The 15,987-nt window shown below is 43.5% G+C and carries 17 protein-coding genes; 10 read left to right on the top strand and 7 right to left on the bottom strand.

Features of this window, described 5'->3' with window-relative positions; translation table 11 throughout:
- Positions 1–11 precede the first annotated feature (11 nt).
- Together dtd and F0145_RS24750 are read left to right on the top strand one after the other, a co-directional pair.
- Positions 12–464: a D-aminoacyl-tRNA deacylase gene (gene dtd / locus F0145_RS24755; RefSeq protein WP_150093146.1), complete on the top strand. Its 453-nt coding sequence runs from the start codon at positions 12–14 to the stop codon at positions 462–464.
- Between the two features lie 333 nt (positions 465–797).
- Positions 798–1,124, top strand: a complete 327-nt coding sequence (locus F0145_RS24750; RefSeq protein ID WP_150093144.1) for a nucleotide pyrophosphohydrolase — start codon at positions 798–800, stop codon at positions 1,122–1,124.
- Positions 1,125–1,141: 17 nt separating this feature from the next.
- Here F0145_RS24750 and F0145_RS24745 read toward each other — a convergent pair whose 3' ends face one another.
- Positions 1,142–1,864 (bottom strand): 2-phosphosulfolactate phosphatase, encoded by a 723-nt coding sequence (locus F0145_RS24745; protein WP_150093142.1) that lies wholly within the window; start codon positions 1,862–1,864, stop codon positions 1,142–1,144.
- A 106-nt stretch (positions 1,865–1,970) separates the two neighbouring features.
- Complete coding sequence (gcvT, locus tag F0145_RS24740; protein ID WP_150093139.1) at positions 1,971–3,062, bottom strand: glycine cleavage system aminomethyltransferase GcvT; 1,092 nt, start codon at positions 3,060–3,062, stop codon at positions 1,971–1,973.
- Positions 3,063–3,272: 210 nt separating this feature from the next.
- Here gcvT and F0145_RS24735 point away from each other — a divergent pair, with 210 nt between their 5' ends.
- The 3 genes from F0145_RS24735 to F0145_RS24725 all read left to right on the top strand — a co-directional run bounded on the left by F0145_RS24735 (position 3,273) and on the right by F0145_RS24725 (position 5,663).
- Positions 3,273–3,632 carry a CZB domain-containing protein gene (locus F0145_RS24735; RefSeq protein ID WP_150093137.1) on the top strand — a complete coding sequence of 120 codons (360 nt, stop codon included), beginning with the start codon at positions 3,273–3,275 and terminating at the stop codon, positions 3,630–3,632.
- Between the two features lie 82 nt (positions 3,633–3,714).
- Positions 3,715–5,205: a sensor histidine kinase gene (locus F0145_RS24730; RefSeq protein WP_150093135.1), complete on the top strand. Its 1,491-nt coding sequence runs from the start codon at positions 3,715–3,717 to the stop codon at positions 5,203–5,205.
- Between the two features lie 23 nt (positions 5,206–5,228).
- Positions 5,229–5,663: a response regulator gene (locus tag F0145_RS24725; RefSeq protein ID WP_150093133.1), complete on the top strand. Its 435-nt coding sequence runs from the start codon at positions 5,229–5,231 to the stop codon at positions 5,661–5,663.
- Positions 5,664–5,720: 57 nt separating this feature from the next.
- On the opposite strand, the gene F0145_RS24720 is transcribed toward F0145_RS24725, so the two are convergent.
- On the bottom strand, positions 5,721–6,347 hold the full coding sequence (locus F0145_RS24720) for a ribonuclease HII (RefSeq protein WP_150093118.1): 627 nt from the start codon (positions 6,345–6,347) through the stop codon (positions 5,721–5,723).
- Positions 6,348–6,576: 229 nt separating this feature from the next.
- Here F0145_RS24720 and F0145_RS24715 point away from each other — a divergent pair, with 229 nt between their 5' ends.
- From F0145_RS24715 to F0145_RS24695, 5 genes are all read left to right on the top strand, one after another.
- Positions 6,577–6,894, top strand: a complete 318-nt coding sequence (locus F0145_RS24715) for a DUF485 domain-containing protein (protein WP_150093116.1) — start codon at positions 6,577–6,579, stop codon at positions 6,892–6,894.
- A gap of 10 nt (positions 6,895–6,904) precedes the next feature.
- Positions 6,905–8,485: a sodium:solute symporter family transporter gene (locus F0145_RS24710; RefSeq protein ID WP_150093114.1), complete on the top strand. Its 1,581-nt coding sequence runs from the start codon at positions 6,905–6,907 to the stop codon at positions 8,483–8,485.
- 132 nt (positions 8,486–8,617) lie between these two features.
- On the top strand, positions 8,618–9,148 hold the full coding sequence (locus tag F0145_RS24705; protein ID WP_150093112.1) for a hypothetical protein: 531 nt from the start codon (positions 8,618–8,620) through the stop codon (positions 9,146–9,148).
- A gap of 154 nt (positions 9,149–9,302) precedes the next feature.
- Positions 9,303–11,201 carry an acetate--CoA ligase gene (gene acs / locus F0145_RS24700; RefSeq protein WP_150093109.1) on the top strand — a complete coding sequence of 633 codons (1,899 nt, stop codon included), beginning with the start codon at positions 9,303–9,305 and terminating at the stop codon, positions 11,199–11,201.
- Positions 11,202–11,765: 564 nt separating this feature from the next.
- Entirely contained in the window at positions 11,766–12,488 is a 723-nt protein-coding gene (locus F0145_RS24695) for a 3-keto-disaccharide hydrolase (protein WP_150093107.1), read from the top strand.
- 361 nt (positions 12,489–12,849) lie between these two features.
- Here F0145_RS24695 and F0145_RS24690 read toward each other — a convergent pair whose 3' ends face one another.
- From F0145_RS24690 to F0145_RS26385, 4 genes are all read right to left on the bottom strand, one after another.
- Complete coding sequence (locus F0145_RS24690) at positions 12,850–13,674, bottom strand: OmpA family protein (protein WP_150093105.1); 825 nt, start codon at positions 13,672–13,674, stop codon at positions 12,850–12,852.
- Positions 13,675–13,965: 291 nt separating this feature from the next.
- Positions 13,966–14,676 (bottom strand): SOS response-associated peptidase, encoded by a 711-nt coding sequence (locus tag F0145_RS24685; protein WP_150093103.1) that lies wholly within the window; start codon positions 14,674–14,676, stop codon positions 13,966–13,968.
- Between the two features lie 122 nt (positions 14,677–14,798).
- Positions 14,799–15,659, bottom strand: coding sequence for a 3-keto-disaccharide hydrolase (locus tag F0145_RS24680; protein ID WP_150093101.1), 861 nt, complete (start codon positions 15,657–15,659; stop codon positions 14,799–14,801).
- 78 nt (positions 15,660–15,737) lie between these two features.
- Positions 15,738–15,987, bottom strand: a 250-nt coding sequence (locus tag F0145_RS26385) for a hypothetical protein (protein WP_190277636.1), incomplete at its 5' end; no start/stop codon positions are given.

The following is a 15,987-nucleotide window of genomic DNA, read 5'->3' as shown; positions in this document are numbered from 1 at the left end:
ACTAAAATATTATGAAACTGGTAATTCAGCGGGTAAGTCAGGCTTCGGTAACTATTAACGGGAAAGTAACCGGCGCTATAAACGAAGGGTTGCTGTTGCTGGCCGGCATTGCCGCCGACGACACCGAAGAAGATTTGCAGTGGCTTTCCCGGAAAACGGTGCAATTGCGCATATTTAACGATGAAGCCGGCAAGATGAATAAGAGTTTGCAGGAAGTAGACGGGAATATTTTGCTTATCAGTCAGTTTACGCTGCACGCCAGCACCAAAAAAGGCAACCGGCCTTCGTACATTGCCGCCGCACCGCCCGAAATTGCCGTACCGCTTTACAAACGGTTTATCCAGGTTTTAACCACCGATTTAGGTAAACCCATTCAAACCGGTATTTTTGGTGCTGATATGAAAGTAAGCCTGCTCAACGACGGTCCTGTAACCATTATTATTGATTCTAAAAACCGGGAGTAAGGCTTGTTGTTTTTGAATATTTTCGGTTAAACTTTAAGGCGGGTTCTTAACGGATTCAATATTTTGATGCTATTACCTGTTTATACCATCAGTAAATTAAGAAGGTATGTACTAGTGCTGGCTGGTCATAAGACACAGCCAGGGCAGCTGAGAATCTTTTGAATCAGTTCTAAGATTACTAATTACTAACCCCTAACCTCACTATGGCGCGGATTTACTTCCGTGACTATCCTGAGCAGCAAACCGAGCACGAAAGTAAATCCACGCCAGAAAAGCCAGTAAATTTAACTTAACTAACACCTAATTACTAACTACTAACCCCTAACTAATAAAATGACCATACAAGAAGCCCAGCAAACCGTTGACAAGTGGATTAAAGAAAATGGCGTGCGGTATTTTAATGAACTCACCAACATGGCCATCTTGACGGAAGAAGTAGGCGAAGTGGCGCGGATTATCTCGCGGCAATACGGCGAGCAATCGTTTAAGAAAAGCGACGAAGGCAAACAACTGGGCGATGAACTGGCCGATGTATTATTTGTAATAATTTGCCTGGCTAACCAAACCGGGATAAATTTAACCCAAGCGCTGGAAGCCAATCTGCAAAAGAAAACCAACCGCGACCGCGACCGGCACCAGCAAAACGAAAAACTTAAATAATCTAGCTTACAGGTAACTTAACTTACGGGCAAACTTTTTAGCGGCACCAGGCTGTCGCCGGCCAATACCGGCACCACTTCGTACACATCTTCGCGCAGACAAAAAGTAACGTCTTCGGTAATATCTAAATTCTTGAGGCGCTGCACGTGCGAGGAGTTAGCCAGGAAACCAGCCATATCGGGTTGGGCAAGGCGGTAGAGGTGTTGGGCTGCTAAGGTGGCATCGTTGGCCGCCGAGAAGGTATCTTTCAGGCGTTCGGCCAGGGCTCCGGCAAAAAGGGTATCTTCCAGGTTAAAATTGCCTTTCCAGCCGGCACAAACCACCAGCACATCTTTGCCTTCGGCTTCTAGAAATTCGGCCACCTTGCCCACGTTCAGGAAAGCGCCGGCCAATACCTTATCTGCAGCCGCAGACAACCGGATGGCGTGGGTACCGTTGGTCGTGGTCATAATTAAGGTTTTGCCTTTAATATTTTCTTCCATGTAACTGAACGGCGAATTACCCAAATCGAAACCTTCGGCTTTGCGGCCATCGCGCTCGGCAGCTGTTAAATAACCCGTTTGCTTTTGCGTCAGGCAATCGTCCAGGGTACTTACCGGAATAATTTTTTCGATGCCGTGGGCAAAAGCGGTTACCATAGAGGAGGTAGCCCGTAACACATCTACCACTACTGCCACTTTGCCGCTTAAATTATACAGGTGCAGCAATTCCGGGCTAAAACAAACATCAATCGAAGGCATATTTTGGAAGAATATTCTGGGTAAGAAATCCGCAGATAAATAATTAATAAATTTGTTTAAAAGAAAAAAGCAGCCGGATTTTTGGTTACTGGCTGCTGCTATATTTTTAGGCGCTCTTGTAAAAAGGCAATTTCACAATATTTGCTTTCAGCGATTTATTCCGGACTTTAATAAATATTTCGATACCGGGTTGTGCGTAAGCAGTTTGTACGTAGCCCAAACCCACACCTTTGCCCAACGAAGGCGATTGCGTACCCGAGGTTACTTCCCCAATATTTTCGCCGGCAGCATTTAATATTTCGTAATGCGCGCGCGGTATGCCCGCTTCGGCCATTTCAAAACCAACTAGTTTACGCGCTACACCCAGTTCTTTTTGTTTTTTCAGGTTTTCGGAATTGGTAAAGGCTTTGGTAAATTTGGTAATCCAGCCCAGGCCAGCTTCCAGCGGCGAAGTAGTATCGTTAATATCGTTGCCGTACAAACAAAAACCCATTTCCAGGCGCAGGGTATCGCGGGCACCTAAACCTATGGGCTTTATACCGTAAGGCTCGCCAGCGGCCATTATTTTATCCCACACTAGTTGGGCCTGTTGATTAGGCAAATATATTTCGAAACCGCCCGAACCAGTGTAACCGGTAGCCGAAACAGTTACGTTTGGTACGCCGGCAAATTCGCCGACGGCAAAAGTATAATAGGGCATGCCGGCTAATTCTAAAGAAGTTAACGGTTGCAGTGCGGCCATTGCGTTGGGGCCCTGCACGGCAAATAAAGAAGTTTCTTCCGAAATATTTATTAGCTCGGCGCCACCGGTATTGTGTTGGTTCAGCCAATCCCAGTCTTTCTGAATATTAGAAGCATTTACTACCAGCATGTATGCGGCCGGTGCCAGGCAATACACCAATAAATCATCTACAATGCCGCCCTGGTTGTTGGGGAAGCAGGAATATTGCACTTTGCCGGGGGTAAGTTTGGCGGCATCGTTGGAGGTAACACGCTGAATTAAATCTAAAGCGGCGGGGCCATTTACCAAAAATTCGCCCATATGCGAAACATCAAAAATACCAACGGCTTTGCGCACGGTATGGTGTTCGTCTAAGTCAGAAGAATACCGTATGGGCATGTTATAACCGGCAAAAGGCACCATTTTAGCGCCAAGCGCCACGTGCACACTGTTCAGAGCAACTTTTTTTAAATCCATGGGCTAAGGTTATGGGCAAAAGCTGCCGCAAAAGTAATTTATTTTAACCAGCTTCAAAAAAAAGGAATAACAGATATATTGCAAGGTTACGATTAGGACGCTAACCATAAACCGGCTAAAAGAGTAAAATATTAAATCCTTCTTTTACTTTTGCTAAACAACCGGGTCTTTGCCAGTAACAGAAAATTGGGCCTGAAAACTTTTCTTACTATGAGCGACCTGAAATATGTATTTGAATCGGCCAAAATCAAGCACATTGTTTTTAAATCGAAAGTAAAATCTTATTTATACGGCTCAGATACACCGCTGGGGCCCATCTTAAATTACCGGCAATGCAGTTTTGGCGAATGGATTTACGACGTGGGCTTAACCCGGTTTAATAATTTGCCCGAAATGCATGAACTGGAAAAAGTACACCGCGATATTCACGATCATGCCATTTATTTAGTTAACCTGAAGCAAGCAGACCAAACCGAAAAAGCTTTGGCGGGTTTGCCACAATTGGAAATATTGGCCGAAAATATTGTAAAGCTTTTACAACAAATTCAGGAAAAAGCAGAAATTTCTTAATTATAGAAACCGCCCGCATTTTAACCCAAACAAACCCAACGCAATAAATTAACAGAAACCGATTGGTTATTTACCAAACCGCATGAAGTTATCAACCAAAATTTTTGCTGGTTACGTCTTTATCTCTCTTATTTTTTCGGCGGGCATCTATCATAACTTTCGCTTGTCCGATGATATTCTGGATAATAGCGATTACGTGACCCAATCGCAAGTGGTCATTCGCATTTCATCGGCTTTGCAGCGCAATATTATTGATATGGAAACCGGCTTGCGGGGCTATTTGCTTACCGGCAACGAAGCATTTCTGGAACCTTATTACGAGGCGCAAAAACATATTCCGGGTATGTTTAATGAACTGGCCGCCAAAATAAAAAGTTCGCCGGTACAACGCGAATCACTGGCGCAGGTACGTACCATTCACGAACGCTGGCAGCGCACGTACACCGAAAAACTAATAGCTGAAAAAAAAGCAAGTACCCAAAATTCAACCCCCAGCCTGCAAAGTTTACCCAGTGGCAAAGAAGTGTTAAACCTTAAAGGCAAGCTGATGATGGATGACATGCGTCAGTTATTTAAGGGCTTTAACGCCATTGAATACAAAATACGCGAGGCCCGCAATACCATTTTAAAAAACAGCATTAACCAAACCCGCATAACCTCTACGGTTCTTACCATTATTTCTATATTATTAGGCTTGGGCTGGGCCTATTATATTTCGCGTACTATTTCGCGCCGCATCATGACCATGGTTGGGTTGGCCAACCGGATATCGCAGGGAAATTACCGCATTCAAATAACCGATAAAACCCGCGACGAACTAAGTTATTTATCAGTATCGTTAAATAAAATGGCCACCACCATTCACCGCACCATTAGCGAACTTGAAGCTAAAAACCAGGAACTCGACCAGTTTGCCTACGTGGTATCACACGATTTAAAAGCACCGTTACGGGGTATCGAAAACGCTTCGCGCTGGATAGAAGAAGACATGGGCCAGGATTTACCCCCGAATATTCAGGAATATTTAATGCTGATGCGCATTCGGGTACACCGCATGGAAAACCTGATAAACGGCATTCTGGCACTGGCTAAAGTAGGACGGATACAGGAAACCCAGGAAATAGTAGATGTGCACCAACTGCTGGTTGAAACCATAGATATGGTTGCGCCACCGCGTGAAATTACCGTTAATATTGTGCCGGGTATGCCGGTATTATTTGCCGCCCGCGTACCCCTGCAGCAAGTATTTTCGAACCTGCTGAGTAATGCCATTAAATACCACGATAAGCCCCACGGACAGATTTGGGTTACGTGCCTGGAAGAAGAACAATATTACCGTTTTTCCGTTACCGATGATGGACCGGGTATTGATCCGGAATATCATGATCGTATATTTGTCATCTTTCAGACACTGCAGGAACGGGATGCACTGGAAAGTACAGGAGTAGGATTGGCCATTGTAAAAAAAATAATTCAGCGGCACGGCGGTATTATAGAGGTAAAATCAGCCGAAGGCAAAGGCGCCACCTTTACTTTTACCTGGCCCAAATCTAATCCTGAAAATCCAAAATAAAACAGTGATTAAGACTAAATACTATGGATTCAGAGGCAAGTATATTATTAGTAGAAGATGATTACCTGGATATCAGGAACGTGGAGCGGGAGCTAAAAAAAATTAATGTAAACTTGCCCCTACACATAGCCCGCAACGGGCGCGAAGCATTAGAGATGCTCCGGGGCGAAGGCTATCCCAAAATAGAACCGTTACCCAAAGTAGTAATGCTGGATATTAACATGCCCAAAATGAACGGCATCGAGTTTTTAAACGAAATCCGGCAGGACCCGTTGCTGCACGATTTAAACGTTTTTATTATGACCACCTCTAACGAAGACGTTGACCGGTTTGCTGCCAAAAATTTAAATATTAGCGGTTACATTGTAAAGCCTTTAACTTTCGATTCTTTCGGAGGCAAAAACGGCTCCACCATCGATAGCTTCAGCTTATTTTTAGATTTATTAAAAATAAAATAAGCTCCTGCAAATGCTTTAAAAGTTACAGAGCCTGCTTACCAGCAGGCTTTTTTATGCCTAAACAACTCGTTCTGCTTTTTTTATTTTTTCTGCAGCCGATAAATCTTCGGGTAATAACCGGAAAGTTAAACGGTGATGCGGCGAAGTACCGTGGGCGCGAATGGCAGCGCGGTGCTTAACCGTGGGGTAACCGGCGTTATGCTCCCAGCCAAAATGCGGATAATCCAGCGCTAATGTTTGCATTAAATCGTCGCGGTACGTTTTGGCCAGCACCGAAGCCGCTGCAATCGAAAAATATTTGCAATCGCCTTTTACAATGCAGGCGTGCTCGATATTTTGGTAAGCGTTAAACCGATTACCATCTACAATTAAATATTCGGGCGTTAGAGCTAGTTTGGCTACCGCCCGGTGCATGGCCAGAAACGACGCATTTAAAATATTTAACTGGTCAATCTCGGTATGCGACACCTCTCCTACTGCCCAGCAAACCGCTTCTTTATAAATTTCGGACCTTAATATTTCGCGCTGTTCTTTGGTTAGCTGTTTCGAGTCGGTGAGCAGTGTGTGGTGGTAATCGGGCGGCAAAATAACCGCCGCCGCCACCACCGGCCCGGCTAAACAACCCCGGCCGGCTTCGTCTAAACCAGCCTCTAATAATTTACCACTAAAGTTTGCCTGTAGCATTATTTTATTAAAAGTAAATTTACCAGCTTATGTTATGCTGCCTTTGCAGCCAGTGCAACAAACCGGTAAAAGAAAAAATTCTGCCTCAGGTGGTTAAAACCTGCTGCAAATCCAAATCTAAATTATCATATTTAGGGCAATAAATTAAAAGGTTTAACAGGTTCTTTCCAGAGCGGCTTTACTTTTAAAATTTATTTAAAGATAAAGGCTTAATCTAAAAACTATTATAATGGCGCAACCCCAACCCAATTCTGCCCACGAAATAATTGAAAGTCCGGAATTTAAAAAATTAGTAAGCAAACGTTGGTCAGTATCACTGGTGCTTACCCTAATTATGCTGGCCGTGTACATTGGTTTTTTGCTGGTAGTAGCTTTTAGCAAAGAATCGCTGGCGGCCAAGATCAGCCCCAACTTAACCTGGGCCATTCCCATTGGCTTGGGCATTATTCTTTTTGCCTGGATATTAACCGGCATCTACGTTTTCTGGGCGAATAATAATTACGACGAAGCCGTGCAGGAATTAAAAAACAAAGTACTTAACTCCTAATAAATATTTTATGCTCCACCACACCCTGTTATTACAGGCAACTACCACCACTACGGCTTCCACTTTAGGCACTGCCAACCCGATTTCCATTTTAATGTTTTTCTTGTTTGTGGCCGTTACCATGTACATCACGTACTGGGCTGCAAAAAAAACCAAAACCGGTTCTGAGTTTTACGCGGCCGGCCGTAGTATTTCGGGCTTTCAGAACGGGCTGGCGCTGGCCGGCGATTACATGAGTGCCGCTTCTTTTTTAGGAATTGCCGGTATGGTGGCTACCAAAGGCTACGATGGTCTTATTTATTCAATCGGTTTTCTGGTAGGCTGGCCCTTAATTATGTTTTTAATTGCCGAGCCGCTGCGTAACCTGGGTAAATATACCTTTGCTGATGTGGTGGCGTACCGCTTACGGCAACGGCCTATTCGCATTGTTTCGTCTATTGGTTCGTTACTTACGATTTCGTTTTACCTCATTGCCCAGATGGTAGGGGCCGGCGGTTTAATTCAAACACTGTTTGGTTTGCCTTACGAGGTAGCGGTAGTGGTTGTAGGCTTTGTCATGACGGCCTATGTACTGTTTGGGGGTATGTTGGCTACTACCTGGGTACAAATTATTAAAGCGGTTTTATTACTCAGCGGTGCTACCGTGCTGGTTCTTTTATCCTTGGCAAAATTTGGTTTTAGCCCCGCTAATTTATTTAGTTCAGTAACGCAGCAGTACGGCGATGCCATGCTGGCGCCCGGTGGTTTTATCAGTAACCCGTGGGATGCGTTGTCTCTGGGCTTGGCCTTGATGCTGGGAACGGCTGGATTGCCGCATATTCTCATGCGTTTTTATACAGTACCCGATGCCAAAGCCGCCCGAAAATCGGTGTTTGTGGCTACGGGTTTTATTGGCTATTTTTATTTATTAACGTTTTTAATTGGTTTTGCGGCCATGGCACTGGTGGGCAAGCCTACTATTGAAGGTATAGATAAAGGCGGCAACATGGCAGCCCTTTTACTGGCCGAACAAACCGGCGGCACCGCTTTCCTGGGCTTTATTGCGGCGGTGGCTTTTGCAACTATTCTGGCGGTAGTGGCCGGTTTAACCTTATCGGGCGCTTCCAGTATTTCGCACGATTTGTACGTACACGTAGTTAAACAAGGCGTATCCGACGAAAAAGGCGAAATAAAAGTGGCTAAGCGAGCTACTATTGCTTTGGGAATTTTATCTATATTATTAGGTTTGGTATTTAAAGGGCAGAACGTAGCCTTTATGGTGGGGCTGGCTTTTTCCATTGCTGCCAGTGCCAACTTTCCCGCCCTGCTCATGTCTATCGTCTGGAAAAAATTTACTACCCAGGGTGCGGTCTGGAGTATTTTAACCGGCGCCGTTCTTTCTTTGGTTTTAATTGTGCTCAGCCCTACCATTTGGGTCGATATTCTGCACAACGAAGAAGCCATATTTCCGCTGAAAAATCCGGCTTTGGTGTCTATGTCGTCGGCGTTTTTAGTGGGTATTGTGGTTTCGCTGCTGCAACCCGAAAAATCAGCGGCATTAAAGTTTGAGAGCGAAAAATTGCGAACTTATTTAGGTGTTGGTGCTGAATAAATGAAAAAAGCTATTTTAAAGAGGTTTGATTTTTTTGCTTAAATTCTTCCTTAAGTAAAATACACATTCTATGATAGATTTTCTAGATTTGATTTTGGAACTTATAAAGGATACGAAGTTGGAATTGTTTTTATGTGTGACCCACATTATATAGAATGGTGTATTAAAGATACATTTGAATTCTTTTTAGTTGATTTGGATGAACTAGATGGTTTGGATGTTATTAATTACGATTTAAATTATTACCACTTCAAAATTATTGATGACCCTGAAGTAATTCCATATTTAAATTATTATAAAACATTAAGTCAATCAATAGAAGATTATAAAAACTTAATGAGCTCAGAAAATTTACCTCGAAGAAAATTTTATTTTTCAGAAGATGCAAAAATTAAGAACTCTAACAAACTTAATAGTTCAACTTTCAAATATTTAGCAGTTGAAAGGAAAATTAATGATAATAATATTCCATCCGATTTGGCTAATATTGATGTTTTTCAAGTAGCTATAAATAAAGGTATGATTGATATCCCATATGGAAATTATGAACCTGTTAAATATATGGGAACAACCAAAATAGGGCTTAGGAAAATCGTTTATAAAAATATAGATACAGGAGTACTTTATCCTTTTTTTGGTATTGATAGTTATTCAGAGTTATGAAATAATGACAACACTGAACTTCTTGAAAAATCTAGGTTCGGGTTTTCAGCAAGAACTAAAAAAATTATTAAATAAAGATTTTCATAATATATATCAAATTGAATCATCTCATAACTGAAAAGAAATTGAGAAATATTTAATTATAGAATCCACCATGAGTTATACCATTAAATCTTTTGACGAATACCAGCAGGCTTACCAGGAAAGTGTGCAGAATCCTGAGAACTTCTGGGCCAATATTGCCGAACAGTTTACCTGGCAGCAAAAATGGGACAAGGTGCTGGACTGGAATTTTGAAGAACCCAGTGTAAAATGGTTTATCAACGGCAAATTAAATATTACCGAAAATTGCCTCGACCGTCATTTAAAAACCCGCGGTAATAAATTAGCCTTAATCTGGGAGCCCAACGACCCGAAAGAACGCTATGTGCGCTATACGTACCGCGAACTACACGAGAAAGTGTGCATGCTGGCCAATGTGCTGCGCAATAACGGCGTAAAAAAAGGAGACCGGGTATGTATTTACATGCCTATGATTCCGGAATTAGCATTTAGTGTCCTGGCCTGCGCCCGCGTAGGTGCGGTTCATTCGGTAATATTCGCGGGCTTCTCGGCCACTTCCATGGCCGACCGCATCAACGATGCCCAGGCTACGGTGGTATTAACTTCCGATGGCCTGAACCGCGGAGCTAAGCAAATTCCGGTAAAACGCGTAGTAGACGAAGCCATTGCCAGTTGCCCGAGCGTACAAAAAGTAATTGTGGTAGAACGAACCGGCTGGGCCGTAAACATGGTAGAAGGCCGCGATGTTTGGTTGCACGAAGAACTGAAAAAAGTAGACAAAGATTGTACCGCCGAAATAATGGATGCGGAAGATCCGCTGTTTATTCTCTACACCTCCGGTTCTACGGGCAAGCCCAAAGGCGTGGTGCATACCTGCGGCGGTTACATGGTTTATTCCGATTATACTTTCCGCAACGTTTTTCAGTATCAGGAAAGCGATGTCTACTGGTGTACCGCCGATATTGGCTGGATTACCGGCCACACCTACCTCCTCTACGGTCCCCTTTTATCAGGCGCAACCACGCTCATGTTCGAAGGTATTCCTACTTTTCCGGATGCCGGCCGGTTCTGGCAAGTAATAGATAAGCACGGCGTTAATATTTTTTATACTGCGCCAACCGCTATCCGGTCGTTAATGGCAGCCGGCCTCGATCACGTTTTATCTTACAGCCTCGATTCGTTAAAAGTGTTGGGCTCGGTGGGTGAACCCATAAACGAAGAAGCCTGGCATTGGTACCACATTCACGTGGGCAAAGAACGCTGCCCGGTGGTAGATACCTGGTGGCAAACCGAAACCGGTGGCATTATGATATCGGCGCTGGCTAATGTAAGCCCGCTGAAGCCCAGCCACGCCGGCTACCCCTTGCCGGGTATACAACCCATTCTGGTAGACCAGAACGGTGCAGAAATAACTGAAAACGAAGTAGAAGGGTATTTGTGCGTGAAGTTTCCGTGGCCCGGCATGATCCGGACAACCTACGGCGACCACGAACGTTGCCGGCTAAGCTACTTTGCTACTTACAAAGGCTTATATTTTACCGGCGATGGCGCCAAGCGCGATAAAAATGGCATGTACCGCATTATTGGCCGCGTAGACGATGTTATTAACGTATCGGGGCACCGCTTTGGTACCGCCGAAATTGAGAATGCCATTAACCAGAACAAACACGTGGTAGAAAGCGCCGTAGTAGGTTATCCGCACGACATTAAAGGCCAGGGTATTTATGCCTTTGTTATCTGCACCCACGATGAACCCACCAACGAGCAATATTTAAAAGACGAAATTATTGAAAGTGTGGTAGCCGAAATAGGTAAAATTGCCAAACCCGACAAAATTCAAATTGTAAGCGGTTTGCCTAAAACAAGGTCGGGTAAAATTATGCGCCGCATTCTGCGCAAAGTAGCCGAAGGCGAAACAGCTAACCTCGGAGATACCTCCACCCTGCTGGACCCAAACGTGGTTGACGAAATTATTGCGGGCGCTTTATAATTTTAACGCTCTTAGTAATATATTCATAACAAAAGGCCGGCTAATACCGGCCTTTTCTTTGCTTTATAAGCATTAAAAAGCACCAGCAAAAGATAAAATAAAGCCACAAAATACATGACCCAAAATTAACAGACTGGTGCTTTTGGGTAGAGTAGCCTCTACATTGGTTGCGCGTAGCTGCTCACTTTGCTTAACGCTGTTGGTGTGTTCCGAAAAGTAAAATATTTCTTTTGAAGAGCAACCAGAAACCACTTTCAGGATAAAGATAAATAAAAGTAAAGTACAGGGTTGCCTCATGAAGCAAATATATAATCAGTTTAATATTTACATACTTATTAACTATGGCTATAATATCAATTTCTCCTGGAGAAGTAAAAGTTAAGGAGGTTTAACCATCAGCTATTTGTTAATATTCGTAAACAAAAACTTTTAACCTGAATATAGATCAGCATATATTTATATGCAGAAAGCTTATAAGCGAAAAACAGGTAGTATGATTTGGTGAACAACCGCACGCCTTGAGCAATTAATCAGGCTTAGCCATAATTTATAATGATGTAAAAGGTGAAATTAGCTGTTTTGCTCTTATTCCTGATTTGCCTGTTTACTTCTGCTTGTAAGCACGAAAAAGAATTTATTCCGCCCAACAATACCGATCTAACGATGAACAAGCTAACAGAAGCCGAAAAATTAACCGGATGGAAATTGTTGTTTGATGGCCAAACAACTGCCGGTTGGCGTAATTTTAATCAGCCTTATATTAAAGGTTGGCAGGCTAGCAACGGTGCCTTAACTACGCCCGGCAAACAGGGCGATATTATTTCGGAAGAGCAGTTTGCTAACTTTGAATTAACCCTAGAATATTTATTAAGCGCGCAAGGCAACAGCGGCATTTTCTTTTACGTGCAAGACAGTCCGCAATACAGCGCCATTTGGCATACAGGCCCCGAGTTTCAGATAATAGACGACCACCATTATCCGGTACCTTTAACGGCGAAGCAGCAAACCGGCGCCAACTACGACATGCAGGCACCCACAAAACTGGCGGCCAGAAAGCCAGGCGAGTGGAACCAGGTGCGCATGTTAGTAAATAATGGCCACGTAGAACACTGGCTTAACGGCGAAAAAGTAGTTGAATACACGTTTGATTCACCGGCCTGGCAAGAACAATTAGCTACTAGCAAATTTGCTACGCACGATTACGCAAAGGTCCGCCGCGGCCACCTGGCCCTGCAAGACCACGGCGACCCGGTAGCTTTCCGGAATATTAAAATCCGGGAATTATAAAGAATAGGGCTTCTACCTTTAGTCGCTGCTTAAATTTATTCTATCCCAGAAATTATACCATTATTCTTTGGGCATTGCGCTCAAAATATTGCGGTCATGCTAAGCCTGTCGAAATAGCTGAATCTACTTTTTTCTAACTGTAATAGATACTTCAACAAGCTCAGAATGACCAATCATGTACACGTAAGCGTAGGTTTCGTTTTATAACGTTGTTATTTCTGATTAGCAGGTATAACAAACAGGGAAATTACGAAACTTCTGGCTGATGAATAATCTTCCGTCAACCTGGTTTTAGTTTACCTATGAATCAAAAAAGCTTTTCCGCTGATAAGAAATCCTTTTGGCTGATTTTCCAATTAACTTAATTCTGCTCCAGAATTTTAAACAGTTCGTCTAATTTAGGGGTCAGAATAATTTCGGTGCGGCGGTTTAGCTGTCGGCTTTCGGGGTTGGTATTAGCCACCACTGGCACGTATTTGGAGTGCCCGGAAGGCGTTACCCGTTCGGGAGCTAAGCCGGCATTGGTTACTATCCGGGCAATTTCGGTGGCACGGAGTACACTCAAATCCCAATTATCTTTCATGCCCACGGTACCTTTGGCAATGGGCACATCGTCGGTGTGGCCCTCAATGAGTACGTTTACATCTGGCTGATCTTTCAAAGCAAAAGCAAGTTTTTGTAGCGCATCCTGACCTTTAGGATCTACCTTGGTGCTGCCAGATTTAAACAACAACTGTTCTGATAAAGACACATATACTTTACCGTTTTTAACATTTACCGTTAAGTCGCCGGCTTTAAAGCCCAGCAAAGCCTGACTTACCCGGTTTTTTAAATCATTTACCGCCCGGTCTTTTTCAGCTAGAATTCTTTGCATTTCGCGCAAGCGGTCTTCCTGGGCCTGCAGGTCGGAACTTAACTGGTTTACGCGCTGATTACTGCTTTGCAAATTGGCCTTCAGCGATTTTTCGGTGGCATTCTTTTCTTCTTCTAAAGCAGCTTTTTCTTTGGCTAATGTACTCCGCTCTTCTTCCAAGGCTGCTTTTTCCTTACTTAAAGCATCGCGGTTGGCCTGCAATTCGCGGTTAATAGCCAGAGCCGTTTCGTACTTTTTCGACGACACACAGGAAGTAGCCAATAAACCCAAAGACAGCAAGGCGTAGGTAAAATTCTTGGTAATTTTTTTCATAATTATAAGTTAAGGTGCGGCAAGGTTAGATATACATACTTTTATAGTAAGTTGTTTAGTATTTCGGTTTCAAACAGAACAAGCTGCCATTGGCGGTGTTATCATCGCCAATTCTAAATCTTCCGACAGACTACTTGCTGGTGAAAACACGCAGCAAGGGCAGCAGTTGTCTCCAATTATCCAAATGCTAATCAGCTTCATTAATTGATAACTAAGCTTTTACGACCAACTAGAACAAAATCAGCCTTTCGGCAGAAAAATTTATTCATGTATTTTTAAGGTATTATGTATTTACAAAGAATTGATAACTTCGGGGCTATTATTTACCGGGGAGTTTATCAGGTCCGAAACAGGATATGCTTTCATCTGGTCAGCATCGTAAGGCTGCAACAAATCTAAAAGGTCGTTTACCGGTTCATCATTATTCAACCAAAGTTCTTCGGCTTCCGGCGTAAGTATCACGGGCATACGTTCGTGTACTTCTTTAACCAGTTTGTTGGCTTCGGTGGTAATAATTGTAAATGTTTTCAACACCTCGCCCGTACTTTTATCTACCCATTCGTCCCATAAGCCGGCAAAAGAAAATAAATCTTCGTTTTGCAATGTAAACCGGTACGGCTGCCGGATTATTTTTCCTTTTCCCGGAGATTGCGGCAAATCGAATAGCGTATTTAGGGCCTGAATAATCTTTTTCCACTCGTAAAAGCCATCGGCCAGCACCAGGCAGCGCTTGCGACCAATTAAGTTCCGGAACATAGGACTTTGGGTGAGGGTTTCGGCGCGGGCGTTAATGGGGCGGTTGGTTTTGGCTGTAGTTGCCCAGGCTCGTAATAATCCCCACGATAAAAAAGCTCCTTTCTCCGGATTAGTATTCGTTATAACTGGCAACGGCTGCGATGGCGCTGCATTATAATTGGGGTCATTCAGAATATCGCCAAACCGGCCAGCTTGCCGGTGATCTTTGGCAATTTTTTTGGTAACAACAGAGTAACGGCCACACATAACAAATTTTGGGTAAATAATAAATAGTATACGTGCATTGGCATTTTATACATACAAACAGCAGGAATATTCCTGCTGTTTGTATGTATAAAACGAAGCTTTACCCTACAAAAACTACCCGTTTAGTTAAGGTTAGCGGTAGAGCCTCTTTTTTCGGCGGCTAGCTGTTGTATTACCTGCCGCAATTTTCTCCGATCTTTCAGGTAAGGCTCCAGGTTAAACAGCTCTACCTTCCGGAACTCTACCGGGTGACTTTCGCTTTGCAGCGCGATATATCCTTCTTTCAGCAACTGCCCATCTTTCTTTACAGCCGGATCATAGTTCCCTACGTTACCCCCGCCAATCTGCGGTTTATAATAAGTTAGTACCGTGTCGCCGTTCGCAATATGTTGCACCATAGAATCGGCTAAAACTAATATTTCTACGCGCACCCACTGTTCGCCGTGAAAGGTTTTAGAGTTAGAATCGATGCAGTGAGGCGTAAACAACTTATCTTTCATTACTACATTGGTACCGGGCGTACATAAATTGGCGGTATGGCGTTCGTGCTGGCCGTCGCCGCCCAATAATTGCACCTCTATTGATATGGGAAAATCCTGTTTCAAGCCCATCGTTGTAGGTTCTTGTGAATGAATCATGGCTCCGCTGTTGCGTAAGGCCCAGCCCGGCCCGCCATTTGCTTGCGCGCCAATAAACCGATATTCCATAGCTAATAAATAAGCCGAAAATTTCTGCTTATAGAATATATGCCCGTAGCGATCATTAAATTTATCGTATTGCTCATACCCCACCTGCAATTTACCATCGTTCACCCGGAAAGTGTTACCAAAATTTTCCTGCAACGGATAGCCAGTAATTTTTACTTGCCAGTCGTTTAAATCTTTGCCGTTAAATAGTTGTATCCATTTATTGGTGGCAATATTTTTCTGGGATGCACAACCGGCAACACTGAAGAAAATTACTATAATTAATAGGTGTTTCATTTGCTTAATAATAAGTGAATTTGTATTTAATGCGTATTTACAAGTGGCTTTGTTTTTAACCGAAAAATTCCAAACAATTTATAAAGGCCGCTCAAATTTTCCGGAATTTATTTTAAAAGCTTTAAGAGGCTGTTGGTTGAGGCCGAAGAGTAAAGTATTATTTAGCTGGAGCACACTGCGCACATCACCTTTGATGGCCAGCCCGGCCTGCCCTGGCGGCACATAGGTAAACTTACCCTTGCCGTCGCCTTGCAACAACACCCCGTAGTTGGCATCGTACCTGCCAAACCGCAGCCGCGCCTGGTGCTGGTTACCGGCTAAGAGCAAG

Source organism: Adhaeribacter rhizoryzae, assembly GCF_008629685.1.
Lineage (GTDB): Bacteria > Bacteroidota > Bacteroidia > Cytophagales > Hymenobacteraceae > Adhaeribacter > Adhaeribacter rhizoryzae.
This window is presented reverse-complemented; position numbering and strand designations above follow the sequence as displayed.